Source organism: Ruegeria sp. C6 (assembly GCF_056537625.1).
This window is the reverse complement of the sequence record NZ_JBQFRW010000010.1, coordinates 19,500-40,355: the sequence shown is the minus strand read 5'-3', so window position 1 is coordinate 40,355 and position 20,856 is coordinate 19,500. Positions and strand designations below refer to the sequence as shown.

At 50.8% G+C, this 20,856-nt stretch carries 16 protein-coding genes and 4 pseudogenes; 11 read left to right on the top strand and 9 right to left on the bottom strand.

Annotated features, from left to right (window positions below; all coding sequences use genetic code 11):
- The first annotated feature begins 20 nt into the window (after positions 1-20).
- A complete protein-coding gene (locus ACR0MJ_RS20000; RefSeq protein WP_480762324.1) occupies positions 21-449 on the top strand; it encodes a hypothetical protein in 429 nt (142 codons plus the stop codon).
- Positions 450-575: 126 nt separating this feature from the next.
- Here the strand turns inward: ACR0MJ_RS20000 and ACR0MJ_RS19995 are convergent.
- Together ACR0MJ_RS19995 and ACR0MJ_RS19990 are read right to left on the bottom strand one after the other, a co-directional pair.
- Positions 576-1,258 (bottom strand): annotated as a pseudogene (locus tag ACR0MJ_RS19995) (IS6 family transposase).
- A gap of 87 nt (positions 1,259-1,345) precedes the next feature.
- Positions 1,346-2,401: a tyrosine-type recombinase/integrase gene (locus ACR0MJ_RS19990; protein WP_170737401.1), complete on the bottom strand. Its 1,056-nt coding sequence runs from the start codon at positions 2,399-2,401 to the stop codon at positions 1,346-1,348.
- Between the two features lie 593 nt (positions 2,402-2,994).
- Here ACR0MJ_RS19990 and ACR0MJ_RS19985 point away from each other — a divergent pair.
- From ACR0MJ_RS19985 to rfbA, 7 genes and pseudogenes are all read left to right on the top strand, one after another.
- Entirely contained in the window at positions 2,995-3,726 is a 732-nt protein-coding gene (locus tag ACR0MJ_RS19985) for a metallophosphoesterase (protein ID WP_170737399.1), read from the top strand.
- A gap of 689 nt (positions 3,727-4,415) precedes the next feature.
- Positions 4,416-5,195, top strand: a complete 780-nt coding sequence (locus ACR0MJ_RS19980) for an FkbM family methyltransferase (RefSeq protein WP_480762319.1) — start codon at positions 4,416-4,418, stop codon at positions 5,193-5,195.
- A gap of 3 nt (positions 5,196-5,198) precedes the next feature.
- Positions 5,199-5,456, top strand: a pseudogene (locus ACR0MJ_RS19975) (ISNCY family transposase); the annotation flags it as partial.
- A 219-nt stretch (positions 5,457-5,675) separates the two neighbouring features.
- Positions 5,676-6,245 carry a dTDP-4-dehydrorhamnose 3,5-epimerase gene (gene rfbC, locus ACR0MJ_RS19970; protein WP_170737392.1) on the top strand — a complete coding sequence of 190 codons (570 nt, stop codon included), beginning with the start codon at positions 5,676-5,678 and terminating at the stop codon, positions 6,243-6,245.
- Positions 6,242-7,282: a dTDP-glucose 4,6-dehydratase gene (gene rfbB / locus ACR0MJ_RS19965; RefSeq protein WP_170737390.1), complete on the top strand. Its 1,041-nt coding sequence runs from the start codon at positions 6,242-6,244 to the stop codon at positions 7,280-7,282. Before rfbC ends, rfbB begins: the two co-directional genes overlap by 4 nt.
- Complete coding sequence (gene rfbD / locus ACR0MJ_RS19960) at positions 7,279-8,160, top strand: dTDP-4-dehydrorhamnose reductase (protein ID WP_170737388.1); 882 nt, start codon at positions 7,279-7,281, stop codon at positions 8,158-8,160. The genes rfbB and rfbD overlap by 4 nt, the downstream gene beginning before the upstream one ends.
- 3 nt (positions 8,161-8,163) lie before the next feature.
- Complete coding sequence (gene rfbA / locus ACR0MJ_RS19955; RefSeq protein WP_170737386.1) at positions 8,164-9,030, top strand: glucose-1-phosphate thymidylyltransferase RfbA; 867 nt, start codon at positions 8,164-8,166, stop codon at positions 9,028-9,030.
- Here rfbA and ACR0MJ_RS19950 read toward each other — a convergent pair.
- The 3 genes from ACR0MJ_RS19950 to ACR0MJ_RS19940 all read right to left on the bottom strand — a co-directional run bounded on the left by ACR0MJ_RS19950 (position 9,019) and on the right by ACR0MJ_RS19940 (position 11,826).
- Positions 9,019-9,987 (bottom strand): hypothetical protein, encoded by a 969-nt coding sequence (locus tag ACR0MJ_RS19950; RefSeq protein WP_170737383.1) that lies wholly within the window; start codon positions 9,985-9,987, stop codon positions 9,019-9,021. The two genes, rfbA and ACR0MJ_RS19950, sit on opposite strands and share 12 nt — an antisense overlap.
- A 450-nt stretch (positions 9,988-10,437) precedes the next feature.
- Positions 10,438-10,557 (bottom strand): integrase core domain-containing protein, encoded by a 120-nt coding sequence (locus ACR0MJ_RS19945; RefSeq protein ID WP_170737381.1) that lies wholly within the window; start codon positions 10,555-10,557, stop codon positions 10,438-10,440.
- 567 nt (positions 10,558-11,124) lie between these two features.
- On the bottom strand, positions 11,125-11,826 hold the full coding sequence (locus ACR0MJ_RS19940; RefSeq protein ID WP_480762315.1) for a hypothetical protein: 702 nt from the start codon (positions 11,824-11,826) through the stop codon (positions 11,125-11,127).
- A gap of 562 nt (positions 11,827-12,388) precedes the next feature.
- On the opposite strand from ACR0MJ_RS19940, the pseudogene ACR0MJ_RS19935 reads away from it, so the two are divergent.
- Positions 12,389-12,783 (top strand): annotated as a pseudogene (locus tag ACR0MJ_RS19935) (transposase); the annotation flags it as partial.
- A 166-nt stretch (positions 12,784-12,949) separates the two neighbouring features.
- Here ACR0MJ_RS19935 and ACR0MJ_RS19930 read toward each other — a convergent pair.
- From ACR0MJ_RS19930 to ACR0MJ_RS19920, 3 genes and pseudogenes are all read right to left on the bottom strand, one after another.
- A complete protein-coding gene (locus tag ACR0MJ_RS19930; RefSeq protein WP_170737378.1) occupies positions 12,950-13,837 on the bottom strand; it encodes an SDR family oxidoreductase in 888 nt (295 codons plus the stop codon).
- A gap of 192 nt (positions 13,838-14,029) precedes the next feature.
- A pseudogene (locus tag ACR0MJ_RS19925) lies at positions 14,030-14,203 on the bottom strand (IS5/IS1182 family transposase); the annotation flags it as partial.
- 70 nt (positions 14,204-14,273) lie between these two features.
- Positions 14,274-14,897 carry a glycosyltransferase family 61 protein gene (locus tag ACR0MJ_RS19920; RefSeq protein WP_480762313.1) on the bottom strand — a complete coding sequence of 208 codons (624 nt, stop codon included), beginning with the start codon at positions 14,895-14,897 and terminating at the stop codon, positions 14,274-14,276.
- A 989-nt stretch (positions 14,898-15,886) separates the two neighbouring features.
- Between ACR0MJ_RS19920 and ACR0MJ_RS19915 the strand changes: the two genes are divergently transcribed.
- On the top strand, positions 15,887-16,252 hold the full coding sequence (locus ACR0MJ_RS19915) for an integrase core domain-containing protein (protein WP_170737373.1): 366 nt from the start codon (positions 15,887-15,889) through the stop codon (positions 16,250-16,252).
- Positions 16,253-16,518: 266 nt separating this feature from the next.
- Here the strand turns inward: ACR0MJ_RS19915 and ACR0MJ_RS19910 are convergent, their stop codons facing one another.
- The gene (locus ACR0MJ_RS19910; RefSeq protein ID WP_170737371.1) at positions 16,519-17,193 is read right to left on the bottom strand and encodes a sugar transferase; all 675 of its coding nucleotides are present in this window, start codon (positions 17,191-17,193) and stop codon (positions 16,519-16,521) included.
- A gap of 959 nt (positions 17,194-18,152) precedes the next feature.
- On the opposite strand from ACR0MJ_RS19910, the gene ACR0MJ_RS19905 reads away from it, so the two are divergent.
- Positions 18,153-20,765 carry a right-handed parallel beta-helix repeat-containing protein gene (locus tag ACR0MJ_RS19905; RefSeq protein WP_170737366.1) on the top strand — a complete coding sequence of 871 codons (2,613 nt, stop codon included), beginning with the start codon at positions 18,153-18,155 and terminating at the stop codon, positions 20,763-20,765.
- The last annotated feature ends 91 nt before the right edge of the window (positions 20,766-20,856 follow it).

Here is a 20,856-nt window from a genome sequence, read left to right as displayed (position 1 = left end):
CCGGTGCAGAGTGCCCCAAGTTGGCTGCACTTCTGTCGGATTTACCAACAGCGTCTATTGGGCTTTCCGAACAACGCTCCGGTGAAGGACCTCCAGATGAGCGGCCGAACGATCCAGAACCTGATGATCAACCTGATCCGAATGACGATCCAGACCCCAAACCAGATCCAAAAGAAAATGAGAATGAAGCTTGTGAGTGTAGTATACCCGATGACTATGCTGACAAACTTAGAGACATAGTTGAGCAGAACACTGTTGGTGAAATCGACGAAGAAGCATTCAATAAGCTACTTGAACAAATCGAAAAGAAAAAAGGGCTGCAACGCAACAAGCGCACTAAGAATTCGACACAGTCGCAGCAGCGGGTGGACAACTACGACAATGAACAAAGGTCTAGCGCAAAAGAGCGCAAAGCCGAACGCTTGAGAGAAGACGATATTGGTCGTTAAAGCGTAATGCGCCCCGTAGGTCTTATTGCATAGACAAGCAGTTTGGCTTGTTCAAAACTAGGTAGTTGGGAAGGGTTCTGTCCCAACTACCTTTGACAGCAGCATCAGCGGATTTGGCATTATTCGTTACCCTGCCAGTTGGGTAAACTGCTGAAACGGAGAGAGTCCAGGTGTGAATTGACCTTTCCGTATCATGTTTATCAGTTCGATGCTGGCTAGGGCCGATGCAGCTGAAGCGAATGGCTTGAAATCCAGCATGGGCCCGATCCGACGTTTGATGAAACGATGATCTTGTTCATTGATGTAATTGAGATATTTCCGCCTCACCATCTCTGTCGGGATCGTGCAACCAAAGCTTTTGGGCATCTCGTTGATCGCTTTGATCCTAGCTGTGTTCACCCCGCTTTTGTCGATGAGGATATTACGTGGCAGCACGTTGACTACGAGCGCGCTGGCAAAAATTTTGTTGCCGCAGCTTTGTTCCGGCGCATGCACAGCATGAAACCAAGCGTTCTACCGAACTTGTCGATGGCCCGATAAAGGTAAACCCATTCGCTCTTCACTTTCACATAAGTCTCATCCATGCGCCAAGAACGACCCACGGCGCGCTTTCGACATCGCGCGGCTGCAGCCACGAGCCCGGTATATTTGCTTACCCAACAGCTCAGCGTCGCATGATCCAGGCCAGCGCCGCGTTCGGCCATGATCTCCTCGAAATCCCAGTGCGAAATACCGTAGCGCAATTAGAAAAAGACCGCGTGCGAGATCACGTCTTTTGGAAAATGTGCCCCTTTGAATGAGATCGTCACAGTCTGCTCCTGTCATATCCGAACGCGCGCCATCAGATACGCAGGCGGAATGACAGTTGGGAATAGAGTTTGCGAAAGAACCACATTTCACCCCAACAAGTCCGCCGCTGGATTTTCAGTGATGTCGACATCGTCATAATATTTCTGCGCCTGCGCCATGGAGCGGTGCAGCGACAGGCGCATGGCGGCCTGGATCGGGGCACCGTCGAGGGCGGCTTGGGTCAGAAAGCCGGAGCGCAGCCCGTGGGGCGAGGCAAAACCCTCCGGCAACCCGGCCAACCGGAGGCGATGTTTGACGATCTGATAGATCGCCTCCGGGGACAGGCGGCGCTTGAGCACACGATCCGCTTTGGAGATCGGGCGGAACAGCGGCCCATCTCTGATCTCGCCAACCTCGATCCAATGCACCAATGCCTGCGCCGGGCGGCCCTTTAACACCAGCCGCGGGGTCTCGCCCTTTCCTGTGGTTTTGGTCTCCAGCAACGAGATCCAAACGATCCCACTTTTGTCGAACTCTTTCATAGACACATCTTCGCGCATCAATCCGGTGATCTCAGACCGGCGGCGACCCCCGGAAGCCCAACCCAGCATCAGGAGCGCCCGGTCACGGCAATCCCGGCGGCTGCCGCGACATGTGGCGAGCAACTGTTCCAACACCTCCCGGGTGATCGGGTGCTGCGATTTCGGGGCAGGGGGTCGGGCGGCGGCCCGACGGGCCTTGGCGCGGGCCTGTTTCACTTGTGGCGTGCCAAAGGGGCTGGTCAGGTTCTTCATCCGATGAAAGGTCAACCAGGAGGCGATGCGCCGGTCCAGCGTCGACGGTGCCGGGCAGGCGAGGGACTTGCGCAGCCCTTGCGCGATGAGTGTCTCCGCCGTTTGAAGTGCGATGTCTGTGTCCGGGGCATCTCCGAGATCGCGGGCATGATCGAGAATGAAAGCCAGGGCTGTGGCCTCACTCTCAGGCCAATCCAGCGCCGCGCTGAAGCGCGCTGACTTCCAGGCGGTGACATAGAGCAGGTCGCGCTCATAAGCGCGCAGCGTATTGGCCGGCGTGCCGCGGATATAGAGGTCCGTCAGCGCCTCTTGATCGGCTTGAGACAGGGCAGGGAAGGCGGCCGGGAGATATGGGGCAGGGGGCTTCATGTGGTCCATTCTGCGTCTTCATTCCAATAGATGTCCGAGAGGCCGTCATTGTAAGGCGGATTCACTTTATGTTGATAAGAGATACTTATCAGGTGTAATAGAAAGTTAGCGGTGTGGCAAAAGTAACGTGCAAAAGGGCGTAGTCTTGCGCGTAACGAAGGTAGGGAGTTTGCCAGAAAAGAGGATTAGCGATGCCGCTGAAAGTTGTTCTTTGCTAGATTCTGATCGATCATGCTTATCTCCGCCATTCAGGCTGTTTGCTAACCCACAATGGCACACCGAGGCCAACGGGAGCGTTCACACCTTCACAGCCTAAGGGTCAATCCACGCTTGGAGCCTCTCGGTTCCAGCAACTCGCCGAACTTTCCACTTAACCCCGACACTGGTCCTGAGTTGGTTGCTATCGACTTCAATCTTCGTAAAAGAAACTTAAATCGTTTGGGGGCGATAGTAGGTATCGGGCTTGTTCAGATCATGAAAAAGGATACGATTCCAATCGATTGATCTTGTCGCAGCAAACGTTTTAGCACAGGCGCTGCCTTATTTGGCGAGCGAAATCTGAGCACTGCCGTTGCGATGGATTGGAGCAAAAGATGTTGAAAGCCTGGGCCGCCAAGCGGCGAGAGAAATATCAAGTATTTCAGCCGATAGAGCCTGAACAACCGTTCTATGCAATCGGTGATATCCACGGTCGTTCTGATCTGTTGGAGCGTGCGCTGTTGCAACTGCCAGAGGCCGCCCAGATTGTTTTTGTTGGAGACTATATCGACCGCGGCGAAGATAGCGCAGGCGTTTTGCGCAGACTTATTGGTCGCCCCAACTCTCATTTTCTCATGGGAAACCACGAGGAGATGCTGTTGGCATTTCTAGAAAATCCACGTGCGAATGGGTCTAGATGGCTGCGCTATGGTGGTTTGCAAACACTGGCTAGCTTTGGTGTTTCGAACGTTACGGAAACCTGCGATCCAAACAGGCTGGAAGCTGTACGGGACGCCCTTCGCCAAGCGATGGGGCCAGAGCAAATCTTCTGGTTGCATAATCTACTTTACCAGCACCGAAACGGCAATGTCATCGTCGTACATGCCGGAGCTGACCCAAAGCAAAAAATCGACCTACAAGACAAACATAGCTTTATCTGGGGCCACCATGACTTCGGAAAGGTCATGCGAGAGGATGGTTTGTGGATCGTTCACGGTCATACCATCGTTAGCAACCCAGTTGCGGAGAAAGGTATTATCTCGATCGATACCGGCGCTTACGCGACCGGACAGCTTTGCGTTGCTAATATTTTTCACGGCGGTGTTAGTTTTAATGTTGTCGGCTGAGCAATAAAGATTGTGAAGGTGAGGCGTCGAAGCTGCATAGCTTGGCTGTGGCTACAGATTTAGGTACGCCTTTCGGCACGGGGCGGCTTTCCACGATCAAAAACCGTGCGAGACCCTAGCAGGCCGGGCGTTTGTAAGCTCAGTTTTAAGTTAAACGATTTACCGACTGCGGGTCCATTGGAGTGTCGATAGCACAATCTATATTATCCCGCAAAGGAAGCATAGGATGTAGACGGCCCGGGCCGGGAGGAACAGCAGGTTAAAACCTGCAAGCGTTACGGACTGTTTTGGGAAACAATAGCGACGCTATCAGTGTGCTACAGCTGGGCGCAGACCCGGAGATCAAGCCGGAAATCCATACCCCTGTATCCGCTTCCAGAAATTAAAGGCATAGTGACAGCCGGTATGTTGGTCTCGTAGCTGATGCTTCGCTGTACCGAAAGCGTCCCACCAACCGTTCATGACGTATGTATGAGATAGAGATCGGTGGCAAGAAGATTGAGCGGCTTCTTTTACAGTTTTGGAAAACTCTGTGAAGCAATTGACTAAATCAAACTTGAAGGGCTTATTGATGCTATAGAGAAGACTAGATAAAATTATACTGGCGGCTTTGGAGGAGAGAGGCAATTAAGATACTTAATTCTCTGTTTACTGAAGGCGTTCCGTTTTTGTTAAGGTAAAACAATCCTATGATTTCACTCTATGAGCCGTTTCAACCGTACTTTCTATTAGGGTTAATTCAACGATCGCAGTCAGACGTATATATCGACGTTGGGGCGCACCGCGGAGTCTACTTAAGGTTGGTTGCAGAAGCCAGTCAAGTATCGCGGATCGAGGCATTTGAGCCCGACCAATACTCGTTTGAAGTGGTTCGCGGATGTCTAAGTAAGTGGCAGCCATCCGTTGAAATCAGGCTCCATAATCTTGCTGCATCAAGCAAAAATGGAGAGATAGAGTTCGGTTTCTTATCGCCTGGTAGCCCTATGAACCACGCCATGGCAACCTCTATCCATAGGGATAAATCAGTACCTATTGTAGAGCGGATTAGTTGTGTATCTTTGGACGCCCATCTGGGGCTACAGAATAAACGAGTTTGCCTCAAAATCGATACAGAAGGGCACGAAGTAGAGGTTCTTAAGGGTGCGGAAGAAATACTCTCGTCATGCAGTGTCGTTATGCAAGTCGAAACATTCGATGAAGTTAGCGCTTTGGAGTTTCTGGAGGCTCGAGGATATCAAAAGATTGCAAAAATTGGGCCTGATACTTTTTTTTCAAATATTCCAGAGATGTGCGCACCGAGTGAGTTGAAGAATTGTTTCGAAATTGCTGCAAACATGCTGGTGGAAGACGGGATGAAACAAGTCGCCGAAGGGTTTAAGATAGCCGACGGTCGTAAGAAGCCACAAAGGGGCTCGAGGCTTCCAAGGAAGCTATTGAAGAGGCTTAGGCGCGCTATTCGGATAAGATAAGCAAAGGTGTTGCGCGTGACACTGTGCAAATGGATGCAGGCAGACGGAATCTGGCTATCTCGCAAACAGCGCAGGAACTTCCACCAACCGCGCTCGCACCGGGAATGCTTTGGCGAGCTCATCCAGATCGACGGTTCTGACCACCGCTGGTTCGAGGATCGCGCTCCGGCCTTTACGTTGCTTGTCTTTATCGACGATGCGACCAGTACATTGATGCAGCTGCGGCTGATGAAATCGGAAAGCACATTCTGTCATTTCAAACAATTTGTCGAACTGGTCACCTAAGCTCAATCTAATCGCCGAAATGACGCCCCGTGTTCAAAACTTTGCAGCAAATCGTCAGGACGTGATACATTTTTATCCCCGAAAAGTATGAGCTCGATTTACAAGAAAGTTGATAAAAGCTTTGGCGTTGCCGGAACAGGTATGACATGGTCCCGGAAGGCGGCAACATCGCATTGTGGAGTGAGATTTGTAACTATGGAATTGGTACCACTTGAAGTCCCGGAGGTGATCCTGATCACCCCTAGGCGATTTGGTGATCATCGCGGGTTTTTCGAAGAAACTTACAACGTGAACAGTTTTGCCGCCGAAGGAATTGAAACGGTCTTTGTGCAGGACAACCACTCGCTTTCCAGCGCTGTCGGCACGGTGCGGGGGCTGCATTTTCAAGCTCCTCCTAGGGCTCAAGCCAAACTGGTACGCTGTGGGCGGGGGCGGCTTTTTGACGTCGCAGTGGACATACGAAAGGGTTCGCCCACATTTGGTCAGTGGGTTGGTGAAGAGCTCAGTTTTGAAAATGGCCGGATGTTGCTTGTTCCGGCTGGCTTTGCCCATGGCTTCATGACATTGGAGGCGGATACCGAGATCATCTACAAATGTTCCGACACCTATGCGCCGGAAGCAGAAGGTGCAGTTCGATGGGATGATCCCGATATTGGAATTAATTGGCCGCAGGACGTGGCCGAGCCGCTATTGTCAGAAAAAGACAAAGCTGCACCATGCTTGCGGGATATCGAAACTCCTTTTGAGATTGAGGGCATGCAATGAAAATTCTGGTGACAGGTGGTGCGGGATTCATTGGCTCTGCCGTGATCCGGCGCGCCGTTACCGCAGGCCATGCCGTCATCAATGTCGATGCGCTGACTTATGCAGCCTGTCTGGACAATGTTGCCTCGGTGGTAGATGCGCCGGGCTATACCTTTGAGCATGCCGACATCCGTGATGCGACTGCGATGGCCACGATCCTGAACACACATCGACCCGACGCGATCATGCATCTGGCGGCCGAAAGCCATGTCGACCGTTCGATAGATGGGCCTGCGGCCTTTATCGACACTAACATCACCGGCACTTATGTTCTCTTGGAAGCCGCGCGCGCGTATTGGGCAAAATCTGATCGCCCGGAAAGTTTCCGCTTTCACCACATCTCGACTGACGAAGTTTTCGGATCTTTGGGCAAGACCGGGTTTTTCACCGAAGATAGCCCCTATCAGCCCAACTCGCCCTATTCGGCCTCGAAGGCCGGGTCCGACCACCTTGTCCGGGCCTGGCGCGAAACCTATGGCCTGCCGGTGGTTCTGACCAATTGCTCGAACAATTACGGCCCCTATCAGTTTCCGGAAAAACTCATCCCGGTGGTGATCCTGAACGCGCTGGCTGGCAAACCCATCCCGATCTATGGGGCAGGGGACAACATCCGCGACTGGCTGCACGTCGAAGACCATGCCGAGGCACTGCTGTTGGTGCTGGAAAAAGGTGAGCTGGGCCGCAGCTACAATATTGGCGGTGAGAACGAGATGACCAATCTCGATTTGGTCAAAATGCTCTGCGCGATACTCGATCGGTTGAAGCCGGGCAAAACGCCGTACGCCGATCTGATCACCTTTGTCACTGACCGCCCCGGTCATGATCGTCGCTATGCCATCGACCCAGCCCGTATTCGGAACGAGTTGAGCTGGCGCCCCTCTTACACGCCTGAAACCGGGTTGGAGCAGACGGTTCAGTGGTATCTGGACAACGGGGAATGGTTTGCAGCTTTGAGGGACCGCAGCGGTGTTGGAGCGCGCTTGGGGATTTCTGGATGAAGGCGCTGGTCTTTGGTCATAGTGGGCAGGTGGCCACGGAATTGCGCAGACGTGCGCAGCCGCGCGGCATAACAGTCGAGGCGCTTAGCCGTTCTCGGGCGGACTTGTCCGATCCGCAAGGCTGTGCTGCGATCGTCAGGCGGACGGATGCAGAGGTGATCATCAATGCTGCCGCCTATACGGCGGTCGACAAAGCCGAGGATGAGGCGGAACTGGCCCGATTGATCAATTCGGAAGCTCCGGGTGCCATAGCGCGCGCCGCTGCCGAGCGCAATCTCCCTTTCCTGCATATCTCAACTGATTATGTGTTCGACGGGTCGGGAGACGCATCCCGCACCACAGAAGATCCGCCCGGCCCTCTGAGTGTCTATGGCAGGAGCAAGTTGGAAGGAGAGCGCCAGATCGCCCAAGCAGGGGGATGGCATGCGATCCTGCGGACAAGTTGGGTGTTTTCGGCGCATGGAGATAACTTCGTCAAATCCATTCTCAGGCTCACCGAAACCCGCGACAAATTGGCTATCGTGTCGGATCAGATTGGCGGGCCGACGCCGGCCGCCGATGTTTCCGATGCTTTGCTGACCATTGCCGAGACGGGACAGCGCCTTAACGGCGGGTTATTTCATTATTCCGGCGCGCCAAATGTTAGCCGAGCAGATTTCGCTCGCGAAATCGCAGCACAAGCTGGTTTGTCAATTCAGATTTCTGGCGTTCCGACAAAGCACTACCCGACCCCGGCGCCCAGACCCCTGAATTCGCGTCTGGAATGTTCGCGTCTGAGTGATATTTACGGGCTCCGGCAGCCTGACTGGAAAGCTGGTCTGATGCATGTGCTGGCCGAACTGAAGGCCCCAGGCGGGTCCGCTGTGAAAGAGGGATAGAGCATGCAACGTAAAGGCATCATTCTGGCTGGTGGATCCGGCACACGGCTGTATCCGATCACCATGGCGGTCTCGAAGCAGCTACTGCCGATCTACGATAAACCGATGATCTTCTATCCGCTGAGCGTGCTGATGCTTTCCAACATCCGCGAGATCGCGATCATCACTACACCGCAGGATCAGGATCAGTTTCAGCGCTTGCTGGGTGATGGCGGCCAATATGGCCTATCGCTGACCTGGATCACGCAGCCGTCTCCTGACGGTCTGGCTCAGGCCTACCTGTTGGCAGAGGATTTTCTAGCGGGCGCACCATCCGCAATGATCCTTGGCGATAACATATTCTTTGGCCACGGTCTTCCGGATTTGCTGTGCGAGGCCGACGTACAGGAGAGCGGCGGAACCGTATTTGCCTATCGGGTTGCGGACCCCGAACGCTATGGCGTGGTCGATTTCGAAGGCAAGAAAGCCCGCGGCATCATCGAAAAACCTCAAATTCCGCCGTCAAACTACGCAGTGACCGGATTGTATTTTCTGGATGGCGACGCGCCAGCCCGCGCGCGCCAGGTTCAACCGTCCGAACGCGGTGAGCTGGAAATCACCACATTGCTTGAGATGTACCTCAAAGAAGGACTTTTGAATGTTCAAACCATGGGCCGTGGTTTTGCCTGGCTGGATACCGGCACCCATGGTTCCCTGCTGGATGCTGGAAACTTTGTCAGAACCCTGACGGATCGGCAGGGCATGCAGACTGGAAGCCTTGATGAAATCGCATGGCAAAACGGCTGGATTGACGCCGCCGCGCTTGCCGAACGTGCGCAACTGTTCGCTAAGTCCACATATGGTACTTATTTGAAGCAGCTACAGGAGTGATTTTGATAGTTGCGCTGAGCCTCCGGGGTGTGCATCACCGAAGCGCTCAATCAGATAGTGTATTGAAGCCGGCATACGCTCGACGGACCAGGGTCGGCTAAATCTGAAGGTCTCAATTTCGCTCGCGATATCTGCTGCGTTTTGCATGGTTGCCGGCAAGTCTCCGAAGAGACGCGCGAGGTCGGGTCTATAAATCGTGTTCATGACTTGGGCAAATGCTTCGGATGGCCCCAATAGATCCAACTTTGGTTCATCTGCAACATCTAGGATCACAAGCTTATGCAAGTGACGTGGTTCAGTGACGAAAAACTCCGGCGAAAAGACGTGGAATTTTTCAGCGCGGGTTGTATCGCGTGTAAGGGTATCAGGCTGCAATCCGGCGCGTTCGACTGTATCTTTCCACAGCTTTTGACGGAAAATACCACAATGGAGCAGCGTCTTGCTTTCAGTCGGGTCGATGACCGCAACATCGTCAGATAACAAGCGCCAACCGGTTTCCTTAAGGATTTCGTAGGCAGTTGTCGACTTTCCTGCGCCACTTTGGCCGGTAAAGGCCAAAATACCATTTGGGGTCTCAACGGCGCTCACATGTAGCGGAAGAAGCTTTCGTTGATGCAGGAGGGCTCCGAATATCGTGCCGAACAGGTAATACCTGATATCAATCAACGAGGCATCGGTGTCGGGCTGAATGACAATCCTTCTTCCTTCAGATATCAGGTACTTTCCAACGTCTTTCACAAAATACATGCATTCGGTTCTGTTGAACTCCAGGAAATCCTCTACTTTATGACTGTCTTCCAAGCTGTTCGGGACAGAGCCTCTTGTGATGTGAACAACCTGATCTGATGGCGGCGTGTGAACATCCATCGCTTTGGGTGCGGCGAGTTCCGGAAGTTCAAAATCAGACACAACAGGAAATCCGAATACGTGGTACAAGTAACGTGCTGTCTTGGTCATGAGTTGTGTTTAAACCAGTTCTGTTTTTAATTAACTAATTCGAAGCAATGCAGAAAGATAGTGGCCGATTGTGTTGAAAAACTCAAAAAATTGGCTCTGGTATTTTTCTTCCGAAACTCCATTTGTCGGAAAAGAGGGATATGTTTGCCCAGAAGAGTCCGTGAGCGCTTCTGGGCAAACCATTAATTTGTCCGACCCCTTCGCCCAATCATCCGATTGGCACTTTTTGTGCCGGGTTTCGGAAAATTCGGAGTTTCTCAAGAATATCGGCTCAGCCCCTTAATCCTGGCCATTTGGATGTAAATCTGTTCCTGTTTCTTTCTCGTGATTAGGTTGTGGTCAAGATCTGTTGAGCGAAGCAAGCCGGGTGGTCCGGTTGAGAATTGGTGTAGGCGGCAGGAGCTAGTTCACCAATTGATATGTATGGCGTTGTGTGTTGAGGACGGTTCTTCAATCGCCGAAGATGTGTTTGTCCAGACATTCGTCCGGCAAACGTTCATTGAATGAATCGACGATGGCATTCTGCATAGGTTTCCCCTGCACGATGTAGACACAACTGTCTTGCAACATTTTAGAATGGGATGAAAAGTCATTCCGCCCCGTTGTCTGAGACAATCATGTCCGGCTGGCCACGGCGGCAGATCAGTTCGTCCAATTCACGGGTCATGCGGGCATCAAACAGAGAGTAGATCCACGACGGGGTTAGTGCCTCCCGCGAGCAATCTCCACGATTCACAACACGTGGAACTGCTGACCATCTTTGAGGGGCAGGGACACAAAATCCAGAGGTGGCACTAGATTTTTGACCAGTTTGCAGCCCGGTTTAAGGTGGATTTTGGTTTCACTTCAGGTTGCTTTTTCTGCTCCAAGCTGACTCAGTATGCGTCGTCGGGTGGGGATCACGCAATAAGCGTGTCGGTAACGACCTGTCGCTCTATCGTCTTCGCAACTTGGTGGAGCGCTGATTCAATAAGCTGAAGAATGCCCGCCGTGTCACCACTCGTAATGAGAAGACAGCCTAATGCTTCATTGAAGACACATAAATCCACCTTTGGTTGGGTCATTTTCAATATGGCTTAGCCAATCCATACTGGTAATCATAATTGGACCGAAGTCGGAGCAGCCTATTCAACGATGTCATGTGAGCTTTTTTATGATCGCCTTAGCTTGCCTCCTTATGGCCTTAGCTTGCTTCCTTAGGCCAAAGCTAGAGGATGCGGTGACCGACCATGCCTCTTGGTCAACAAAGAAAGGTGTGGTTGATTGCGAAACTAGAAATTGCTTGGTGTCATGGCTTACGCTTTCCTCCCACCCTGCTGGCTGTGCATCTCCGAGTGAAATAACTTCATCCAATGTCATCTTATTCAGAAGATCGCGACGAATTAGACTTGCACACGTACCAAAGAATTTTGCGGGATGGGCAAAACTATTTGAGGGATCTCGGCTGTAATCTAGTTTTGGTTTCCATTGTTTCTGACTCTCGTCGGGCTTATCAAGCGTAAGCAGGTTAATGCCTAGTAAGTTTCTGTCGTTATCCATTAGTTCGACGGCCTGTTGGATGGTTTGAAGGAGTTTTTGCCTAGACCCTCGCACTTTCACATCATCATCAAGATGAAGTATGTATGGTGCATCAGCGATATCGAAGCTGTAGACAATACCGAAATTGGAGTGAGGTGGGTGGCAAAAGGGCGTATAACGAATGTCATCGAATTTCGACGATACGCTTGTCATTAAGAGAGCATTGGTAGCGGAACAACTGGGGCTTCTGTCATCCACAAAAAAACGGCGACAAAACCCTAAGTCTAGCAGTCCATCCCATGTCTCAAGAGCTTCCTTCACGATGCGGGCACGAGGGCTTCGCGTTGACGTAAGATATGAGCATGTTGAGAAAGCCACTTGCGCGATACAATTTTGAGCCATTAGCTGATGCCTTGTTTATTTTGCATTTGGTTTTAACGTCTACGTTTTTGTGCCATTTAAAATTTTGATATGTAACTATAAAAATACTGCTCTAATTTTTTTGATTAAAGCGGTTTGAGCTTCGAAGTCCAAGATCATTCCCATACCGAGGGTGATTGTTCGTGGCATCTGAGACAAAGCGGTCAATAAAATAGTTTGGCATTGATGGTCTGGAAAAGAGTTTTAATGGCAGCAGAAGCGTAGCTTTTTTGCCTCGCTCATCACCATCTAGTATTTGAGTGATTTTCCGTTCTCTTTCCTTCCCAGCAAGATAAGGGATTTGTAGCAATTCAGTTTAGAATGGGCCGCGGATGGGGCTCCCGTTGCAACCAAACAAAAATGTCACGCGGTCCACAAAGCAGAAGTGTCACTAGGAGGCATGATAGTAGCAATGTTTGGCAGCCCGCAGGTTTCAAATATCGCAGGGCCGGACATCACGGGCAAGATCCATCTCCGCGTGAACGTGCATGGTCTACCCATGAGAACAGAAATCAGGTCAGGCCAGACCTCCGACCGTCTCGGCTTTAATCTGGTCATGGCAGACAATCTGCCCCGTTGCGCGTTCTTTTGGTAGACCTTGGTTATGAGGCTGACGGCATTCGCAAAACTATGGACAACCGCGATATGCTGCCAGTCATCCCCATGTGGAAATCACGCAAGAATCGTGTTGGTGTCGTCAGGCCGCTCTATTGCCTTCGTGACTTGGTGGAGAGTTGCTTCAACAAGCTGAAGAATGCGCGCCGTGTCGCTACCCGATATGACAAGACCGCCGAAAGCTACCTCGGCTTCATCAACATCACATCGATCCGCCTCTGGCTGCGCCATTTGTCAACATGACCTAGACGTCGATAGGGATTGCTATCCTCGAGATGCTTACCTGTCTCCCTGGGGTGGGCTCGACCGGCATTGCCGGCTCCATCCGATTAGGTCGTGATCTGGCGCCTGTTGATGTAGCATTGAACCAATGTTCTGCTGAAGGAATGTCGTCCTCTGAGGCAAACAGTTAGCGCGCGGCGCTCATCGCAGCGAGGCCCTCATCCACCCCTAACGGATTAATCCCCAAGACTTTCTGAATTTTTTCATTTGTAAATGACGTATCTTTTGGCCGGTTCGCAATGTCGCCAAAGTAAGAACTCGGGACCGCTTTGACCTTCTGAAGATCGAAGCCAAAGTTCCGTGCAACGGCACTCGCTAGCCCATGCAAAGTAACGCGTTCCCCGCCACAGACGTTAAACGTACCCTCAAACCTGCCGTTCAGCACAGCCCAGCACGTCTTTGATGCGTCGTCCACCCAGAGAGGCTTGCTCCATACATCGTTGACTGCAACGATTTCCTCTCCTGCTTCGAGCTTAGACAACCAAAAGGTTACGAGGTTGCCGCGACGCCCCTCATTCGGCCAACCATACATGAGGATTGGGCGGACGATGGATGTCAACCCGCCAAACTCTCTGGTCACTTCCTCCCCCAAGACTTTAAGCTCGCCATAATAGTTTACTGGCGAAACTGGGTCATCCTCTGAATATGGTGGCTTCTCACCGTTGAAAACAGCGTTGCTCGAGAGGAAAATCATGTGGGCGCCAAGGCGTTCGGCAGATTCAGCAACAATGCGGGTTGCATCCACATTAATTCTGTAGGAAATCTCGCGGTTTTTTTCTGCGAAATCGACGCTGCCAATAGTGCCTGCATGCACGATCGCGTCGGGCTGGATCGTATCAATCAGAGACTTGAGGGCGTCCTCGTCGGCGAGATCTACTTTATGCCAATGAGTGTTTGGATTCGGTTTTGAGAATGCTGAATGATACGTTGCGTGGATATCCAGCTTGCCTGGATTCAACCTAATCATGCTATTGCCAAGCAGACCAGATCCCCCTGTTATCAAAACCTTCTTCATCTTATTTCCTTTTCCCGCAGACCTCTCCAACAGGCCTTAAACGGACATTAATGCTGTTCACTGATTGCAGGATCGTTTGGCTGTGTCAAACAATTAAACAAAAGAGTATGGGAGTACTTGCGACGACAACGACACTTAGTATGACGCGCAATGAAACGAGGGGTGGGATGGATCGTCACCCTATCGCTTTCAACGTTTGTACAAGGTCGTATGTGGCCCTGGAGTGCCCCATTTGATTTGGATTGCCGTTATTGTTTGAGAAACGGAGGACACACCTGTTATCAACGGGAGGCTTGCCATGGGGTTTCGGGAAATAGGGCGCTAGTCGGCAATTTTCTCATCGCTCAACCAAAAAAGATCAGACATTGTCACCGCTTGTTTTGGGCGAGATGAAGCATGCCGAAAAACAGAAATCAATGGGTCCTGCCCCCATGATTCACCGCACTAATTCAGCATCTGATGCGTTCTGATAGGTTACGTTCACTTCTATGGCTGAAGCCTCTTCCGGGCTAAGCTTCCGAATAGTCAGTCGATCTTGTTTTTTTGTTCCGTTTTCAATGTGCTCAGTTATCTGCTTGCGAAGCTCACTTTCAGATCGATGCGAACTCCTGATTATCCCGTGATATACTGCTCCGCAGGCGGCGCTCAAAAAAACAAAACACGGCCACCACCACCCATCTTCTACAATCTCGATTACTACACGGGGCTTCCATTCCATTATATGAAAAAGAGCACCCCCATGGTCCGCTATTACGATATCTGCTTCATCTGCAATCTTTTGATAGTACTTTCTGTCCTTCCCATTGGTATCAATGACCCTACCGCCGAGCTCTTCAACAATTTTACCTATAATCTCACTAGGGTAGTTGCGGCCCGCCATTTCGAAAAGGCGAGAGAATGACCCTCGTGATAGATAAACTATGCTGCCGGGTTTAGGTGTAACATCGGGGGAATTGTATGCGGCTTTATACGCTTGAACATCATCTTCGAATAACAGGTTGCACCTGCTCTTTTTTTGAAGAACATAAGCCTTGCGAATGAAGATGTCGCTATCTGCCAAGATATACTCAACTCCGAGGTCTGAAAGGTCCTTTTTTACATACGGACGATTTCCAATCCACGAAGGTAGTATCAGGGGGGTAGGAAACTTCTTAGCAGAAACTATCGAGTTTCGTTGATCGCCAGCCCAATCTCCATATGTGAATGGTGTGGTAGACTGTACGATGGTACCCTCCTTTATCCGACGAGATGGTCGGATGGATATTTCTTTAAAGAATCGTAGCGGGGATCTTATGTTGGCAGATGAAGCGCTACGGTCCAAACAACGTCCCACCCAGGCATAGCCTCTTGATGTGTATGTGACGTTTGAAGCGAAATAATTAGCTGGTGTCGCATATAGATCGCGTGAAGCTACGAAAGAACGTTCAAGTCTGCTGCTCCCAGAACACTTAGTGTCGTCTCGGCCAACGATGTAATCACGTAGCTTAACTCTTTTCTTTTGTTGTTCCGGTTGGTCTCCCCAAAAGTGAGCATGATACACTAACTCTTGCGATTGGCCGTCAGTCCGCGCATTCATAAGCCGCAACCTTCGAAGGATTCGCAAAGTTAGAGACGAAAATTTGTTTTTCTGTAATAAATTCACCTCATGGTAAATTTCCTGATAAGTACTAGTTGACTTGTCATTTGACACTAAACAACTCCTTAAAACCATTTTTGCACTTAGAATTCTTGACTGTCTCGTGCCTGCCCGATGAACTCGCTCTTTTGAGCATGATGAGTTCGAGTTATGCTGCGTCGGAAGCGTAGCGGTATGGCATTATGTCGTCCAGCCGAGTGATTTTATGGCTGGCGATTATCTGACGTCTGGGATTTTCTGATAGGTTTAGGGGTTTGAGTTACGAAAGATTTCTGGTTCATCGAAGCCTATATGGAGTGCAGATTAATAAGAAACCCGGACCATCGAAGCGCGCTGCTGACAAGTTGGTTATTCTCGACGATTACAGCCGCTAATCGTCGATTGGGAGATTTGCACCACGATGAAGGCACGCGATGCAACAGATACACGTGGATGCTTCAGGCCGCGATAACGCGACCGTCGCGCACAAACCGCGACTGCTCAGTGAAAATGGCTTATCTTACGTGGCCACTGATCTGGTCAAATACCTCGACGACAATGGTATGGATCGTGTTCATGGTGCAGCGTATCACACTCCGACCCAGAGCAAGATCAAGCGTTGGCCCCAGATCATGAAGATCCGGGTTTTGCTGGAAAACTACTTCCTGCTCGGTGACCTCGAACAGCGGATTGGCACCTTCGTCAACCACTACAACAACCATCGCTACCACGAGAGTCTGACTAACTTGACCCCGGTCGATATCTATCGCGGCCGCAACGCGAAAGTCCTGAAAATGTAAGCAGAGATCAAAAAAACGGACAATCCGAAAACGCCGGTTGCAGCACCAAGCCGCTGCCGCTTAGATGGAGAAGAAATCAAACCAGAGCCTCGGCTAAGAAATGGCCTCAGCTTTCGGAGAAACTTTGACGATGAACACCTTACTCTGGGGTTAAAGGAATTAATGTGACAGCAACAATGCCATTCATGCGGATATCAACAGGCATGTGTTCAGAAACCGATTTGAGATATTGAACGTCGGCAATCAAATACAACCAAACAACCTCGTTATCGCGCCCCGTGAGAAGTAAGGATAACGCGTGCTGTCAAAAGAAGTACTTTGAGATCAAGCCACCAATTCATATTGCGCACATAGAATACATCATGTTTTGTCTTCTCGCGCACCATTTCCTCAGAATCCGTATAGCCCTGCGTCACCTGCGCGTAACCCGTGATGCCTGGCCGCACGGTTCCCCGCACGTGGTAGTCAGGCATCGCCTTGTAATAGGTTTGAGCAAATTCAAACATTTCGGGACGCGGCCCGATCAGACTCATTTGCCCCATGATAACGTTCAGGAGCTGTGGGACTTCGTCCAAACGCGTCATTCGCATAAAGCGACCGAATGGTGTTATCCGCCACTCCTCCAGCCCATCAAATGGGCCGCGCTTGACGGAGCTTTCTTCGGGCAGCATCGTGCGAAATTTGACCATCTTGAACTTGCACTGATCCTTACCCATACGCGTTTGACAATAGAACAGGGGCCCTGGGTTCCAGAAGATATTCAATACGGAAACAACAATACAAAGGGCCGCAAAGATCGGCATTGCCGCAATGCTCACGATGATGTCGGCAACGCGCTTAGACGCAAAGTAAACGGCTTTGCCTCTATTTGTGGTGTTATTAATTGTTGATTTAAAATGCCAGCTTCCACTGGCAGCAGTGTCATCAGTCAAACCGGTCATACTCAAAACCTCGTACTAACTTAACCCAAGATACGCTGAAAATCAGCGAAGCAACTCACTATTTTACGGCTGAAAGCCCCCAGTACCCTTATAGCTCAAATACCATCAAGAATGTATCCATTTTTACTCGTAATGTGCAAACGGCACTCACACGAGAATCTGTATACCACACTCTCACTACACTGTCGTTAGGTAAAGTATTGTTAGAATTATGAGCAACATATTTTTGACAAATTTCGACCAGACCGCCCGTAAGGCAGAACAATACGGCAAAATTTACTCGATTGATGACCTCAAGGTCCATTCATTGAGCGCTTGGTTAAGTTGAAAGACGGCATTTCTCATTGCGATATTGTGTCGGATGACTGAGGTGCTCGCGCGACCATACTTACAGGTTCGGCGATACAGAGATGCGCTGGCACTCACCACAAAAAAGAGCCAAAGCTGCCGTGCTATTGCTCTGGCCCGAACGGCCAATCTACACCGCTTTGACGAGCTTGAGTGGAAAATGGGCAGGCTCGCGCTGAAATTATCATTGTCATAAGCGAAATTTCTCCGGTTTTTGATTGCCTGCCCTAGGGTCATGTTGTGCTGACCTTGCCTCATATTTAAGACTTCTTTTCGCCACCGAAAAACCGGAGTTTCGCCCACCAAGGGCCAATAACAACCGGCATACATTTGAATATGAGTAAGAGAGCAGGGAGCAGACGTAAGAAACATTGCAGAGCCGAGGCTCCGCGCTTCCGGGCGGATCTATATTCGCGCGCATTTGAAGCGAGTCCTTCTGTTCAAACGCGATGTCGATCAAATCCCTGGCGGTACATAGTTCGTCAAGACAGCGCGGTTGGCGCTAATCCACAAATGCCACTCACATGAACACCAAGGGGCCCTGACTAAGATCATTCGAAACTCTTTTGCATCGCATGATCGCTGCCCACAAATGTAGACAGGTTACCAGAATGACGATAATCCACTCATCCGACCTAGGCTGGACCGAAGGCCAGGACATCTCCAAAGAGTTTGCTGCACTGGCGAAAACGTTCAAGCCAGGCGATACATTTGTCTTCGACCACATGTATGACATCTCCGGAAACGGCATACAGCTGCCCGACAATTTCACGCTTGCCGGGGGAGCGCCGGGGGCGGGTATCAATGTGATCGATACCGCCTCAAATTCGAACCCGCTGATCGAATTGGGGAATGCTAATACCCTTGTTGATTTAACCGTTACGCACAGCAATGCCCCTCAAACAAGGACAGATTCGACTAATCCGAAGTCAGGTGTCGACTATCATAACAAAGTCACTATTGTTGCTGAAAACAAAGACGACGTAAAAGTTCTGAACAGTTACTTCGAAGGTAACGTCGGGATTCAGCTCGACATCCGGGGGGGCGATAACCTTCTGGTCGAGAATACAGAATTTAATGGTGGTTTCTACCAATTGCGGCTTGGAGGAGACCTCAGCGGCCCCACTATCCAAAACTCATTGTTTCAGAATTCCCTGGGGGATGGCATCAAAACTGTCCCAGGTGGTAACGGAACTGGTGTCTCCGAAGCGACAGTTATTGGTTCTGTTTTTCTCAATAATGGCAGAGATGGAATCGACACCACCGGAGGGTTTGCAGACTCGCTTGTTACGGGCACTTACTTCGTCGGCAACGGCGTGTCCGGAATGGACATCAAATCAATCTATGATTCATCTGATGACCTTATGGGAAACCGGAATGACGGCATCCTCATTACGGATTCTGAGTTTATTAACAACACCAATGCCGTTGTTGTCACAACTGAGGATAGAGGTTCGTATCTGAATACGAGTAATGCTCAACAATACGCCGCTCAGAATATTGCCATAGAAAACTCCGTCATTGAGAATACTTCGTCGAATTACTCTAGTCGCATGCTGTTGGTGAAAGACGGATATAATGTACATTGGAGTGATGTAAGCCTTCTGGGTTTGGTGCATGAATCCAGAGAAATTTCAAACCTTAATATAGGGTTACCTCAGAACGTCTCCGGTACGGGCGTAACAGAAGGTGAAACCCGCGGACAGGCTGGCGACGCCTACTATCAGAACTTGGCGGGGCCAGATTGGTCGAACATCTCTTATCCGGTTGATGGGACGCCAACACCACCGGAAACTACTCAGCCTGGTCCGGGTGAGGTCGAATCGGGTGTCGATGAACCGGTTGTAGAGGAGCCGATCAAGAGCGATCCTGTTGAGGACGATCCGGCACCTGTCGAAGCGAGCAACTATCTCGATATCTTCCTCGCTTACACTGACACCGATCAAACGGTATCGCAGCTTGGTGACGGTTCGAGTGTTGATGGCAGCCTCACGGATGGCCGTCCGCTGACCATCGTTGCCACCTCGCAGGACGGCGCGCCGCAGATCGGCAGCGTGAAGCTTACAGTAGATGGCGTTGGTTCCCGTGTGGAAAATGTGGAACCTTATGCCCTCTTCGGAGACGACGGCAAAGGCGACTTCTTTGGTGGACAGAAACTAACCGAGGGAACTTATAGCGCTGAACTCGTCGTGTTTGATGGTCAAAAGGGCTCGGGCAGCGTGCTTGAAACTGTTACATTCGAATTCACTGTTGGTGACACAGGCTCGGCACCGGTTGTAGAAGATCCCATCGTTGAGGATCCGGTGGTAGAAGATCCTATCGCTGAGGATCCGGTGGTAGAAGATCCGGTTGAAGTGGTTGCACCTGAGGAAAATCTAGCGCCGGACGCAACCCCACAGGAACCCTACAGCCAACTTCTGGATCTCCAGTTGATTGACACCAGCACAGACACGTTTCTGACAGACCTCTACCAGGGTGCCAAGCTCTCCAGCAGCGACCTCTCTGGTAAAACAGTTACGCTGTCGGCCGAGGCACTCAACCCAAACGTCAACATTGGCAGCGTAAGGCTTGAATTGGACGGACAGTATAGTCGGGTAGAGAACGTTGAGCCCTATGCCTTGTTCGGGGACAACGGCAAAGGTAATTTCTTTGGTGGAAAGCAGCTCTCTGACGGGGCCCATTCCATTACTCTTACCGTGTACTCAGACAAAAACGGCAAGGGGTCGGTCCTTGAGAAGGTAACGGTGGAATTCGAAGTCGGAGATTATGACAGCGTTCTCATTGACGGAAGCGCACATATTGTTTCGAGCTACTCCGAGGCGCAGGATGAAGGAGTCGCGACGGTTTCCATAGATCAAAGCGCAATCGAGCTTGAAGGTAGTGCTTGGAAATCATTGGCTATCAATGAGGATATCACGGAGGCGACAGTTCTTGAGTTTGATTTCAAGAGCGATGCTGAAGGTGAAATTCAAGGTATTGGATTCGTCAACGAGGATGGCGAACTGGAAACCACGTTTTTCCAACTCGACGGGTCGCAGACCCTTGGCATTCAGGACTTCAATGATGGCTATGAGACAGGATCGGGCTATACTTCCTATTCAATTCCCGTAGGTCAGTATTTCACCGGCTCTGTGCAACAGCTTGTTTTGGTAAACGATGACGATGCCAACCTCGCCGCGATGAGCACATTCGACAACATCAGCTTGATAGATGCTATTGTCTAAGGCATTGGGGCTGGATTAATTTCCAGCCCCTGCTATCACTGGCGCAGTAAACGCGGACCATTCTGGAGCGCGCGATCCGGAGCATGTAACT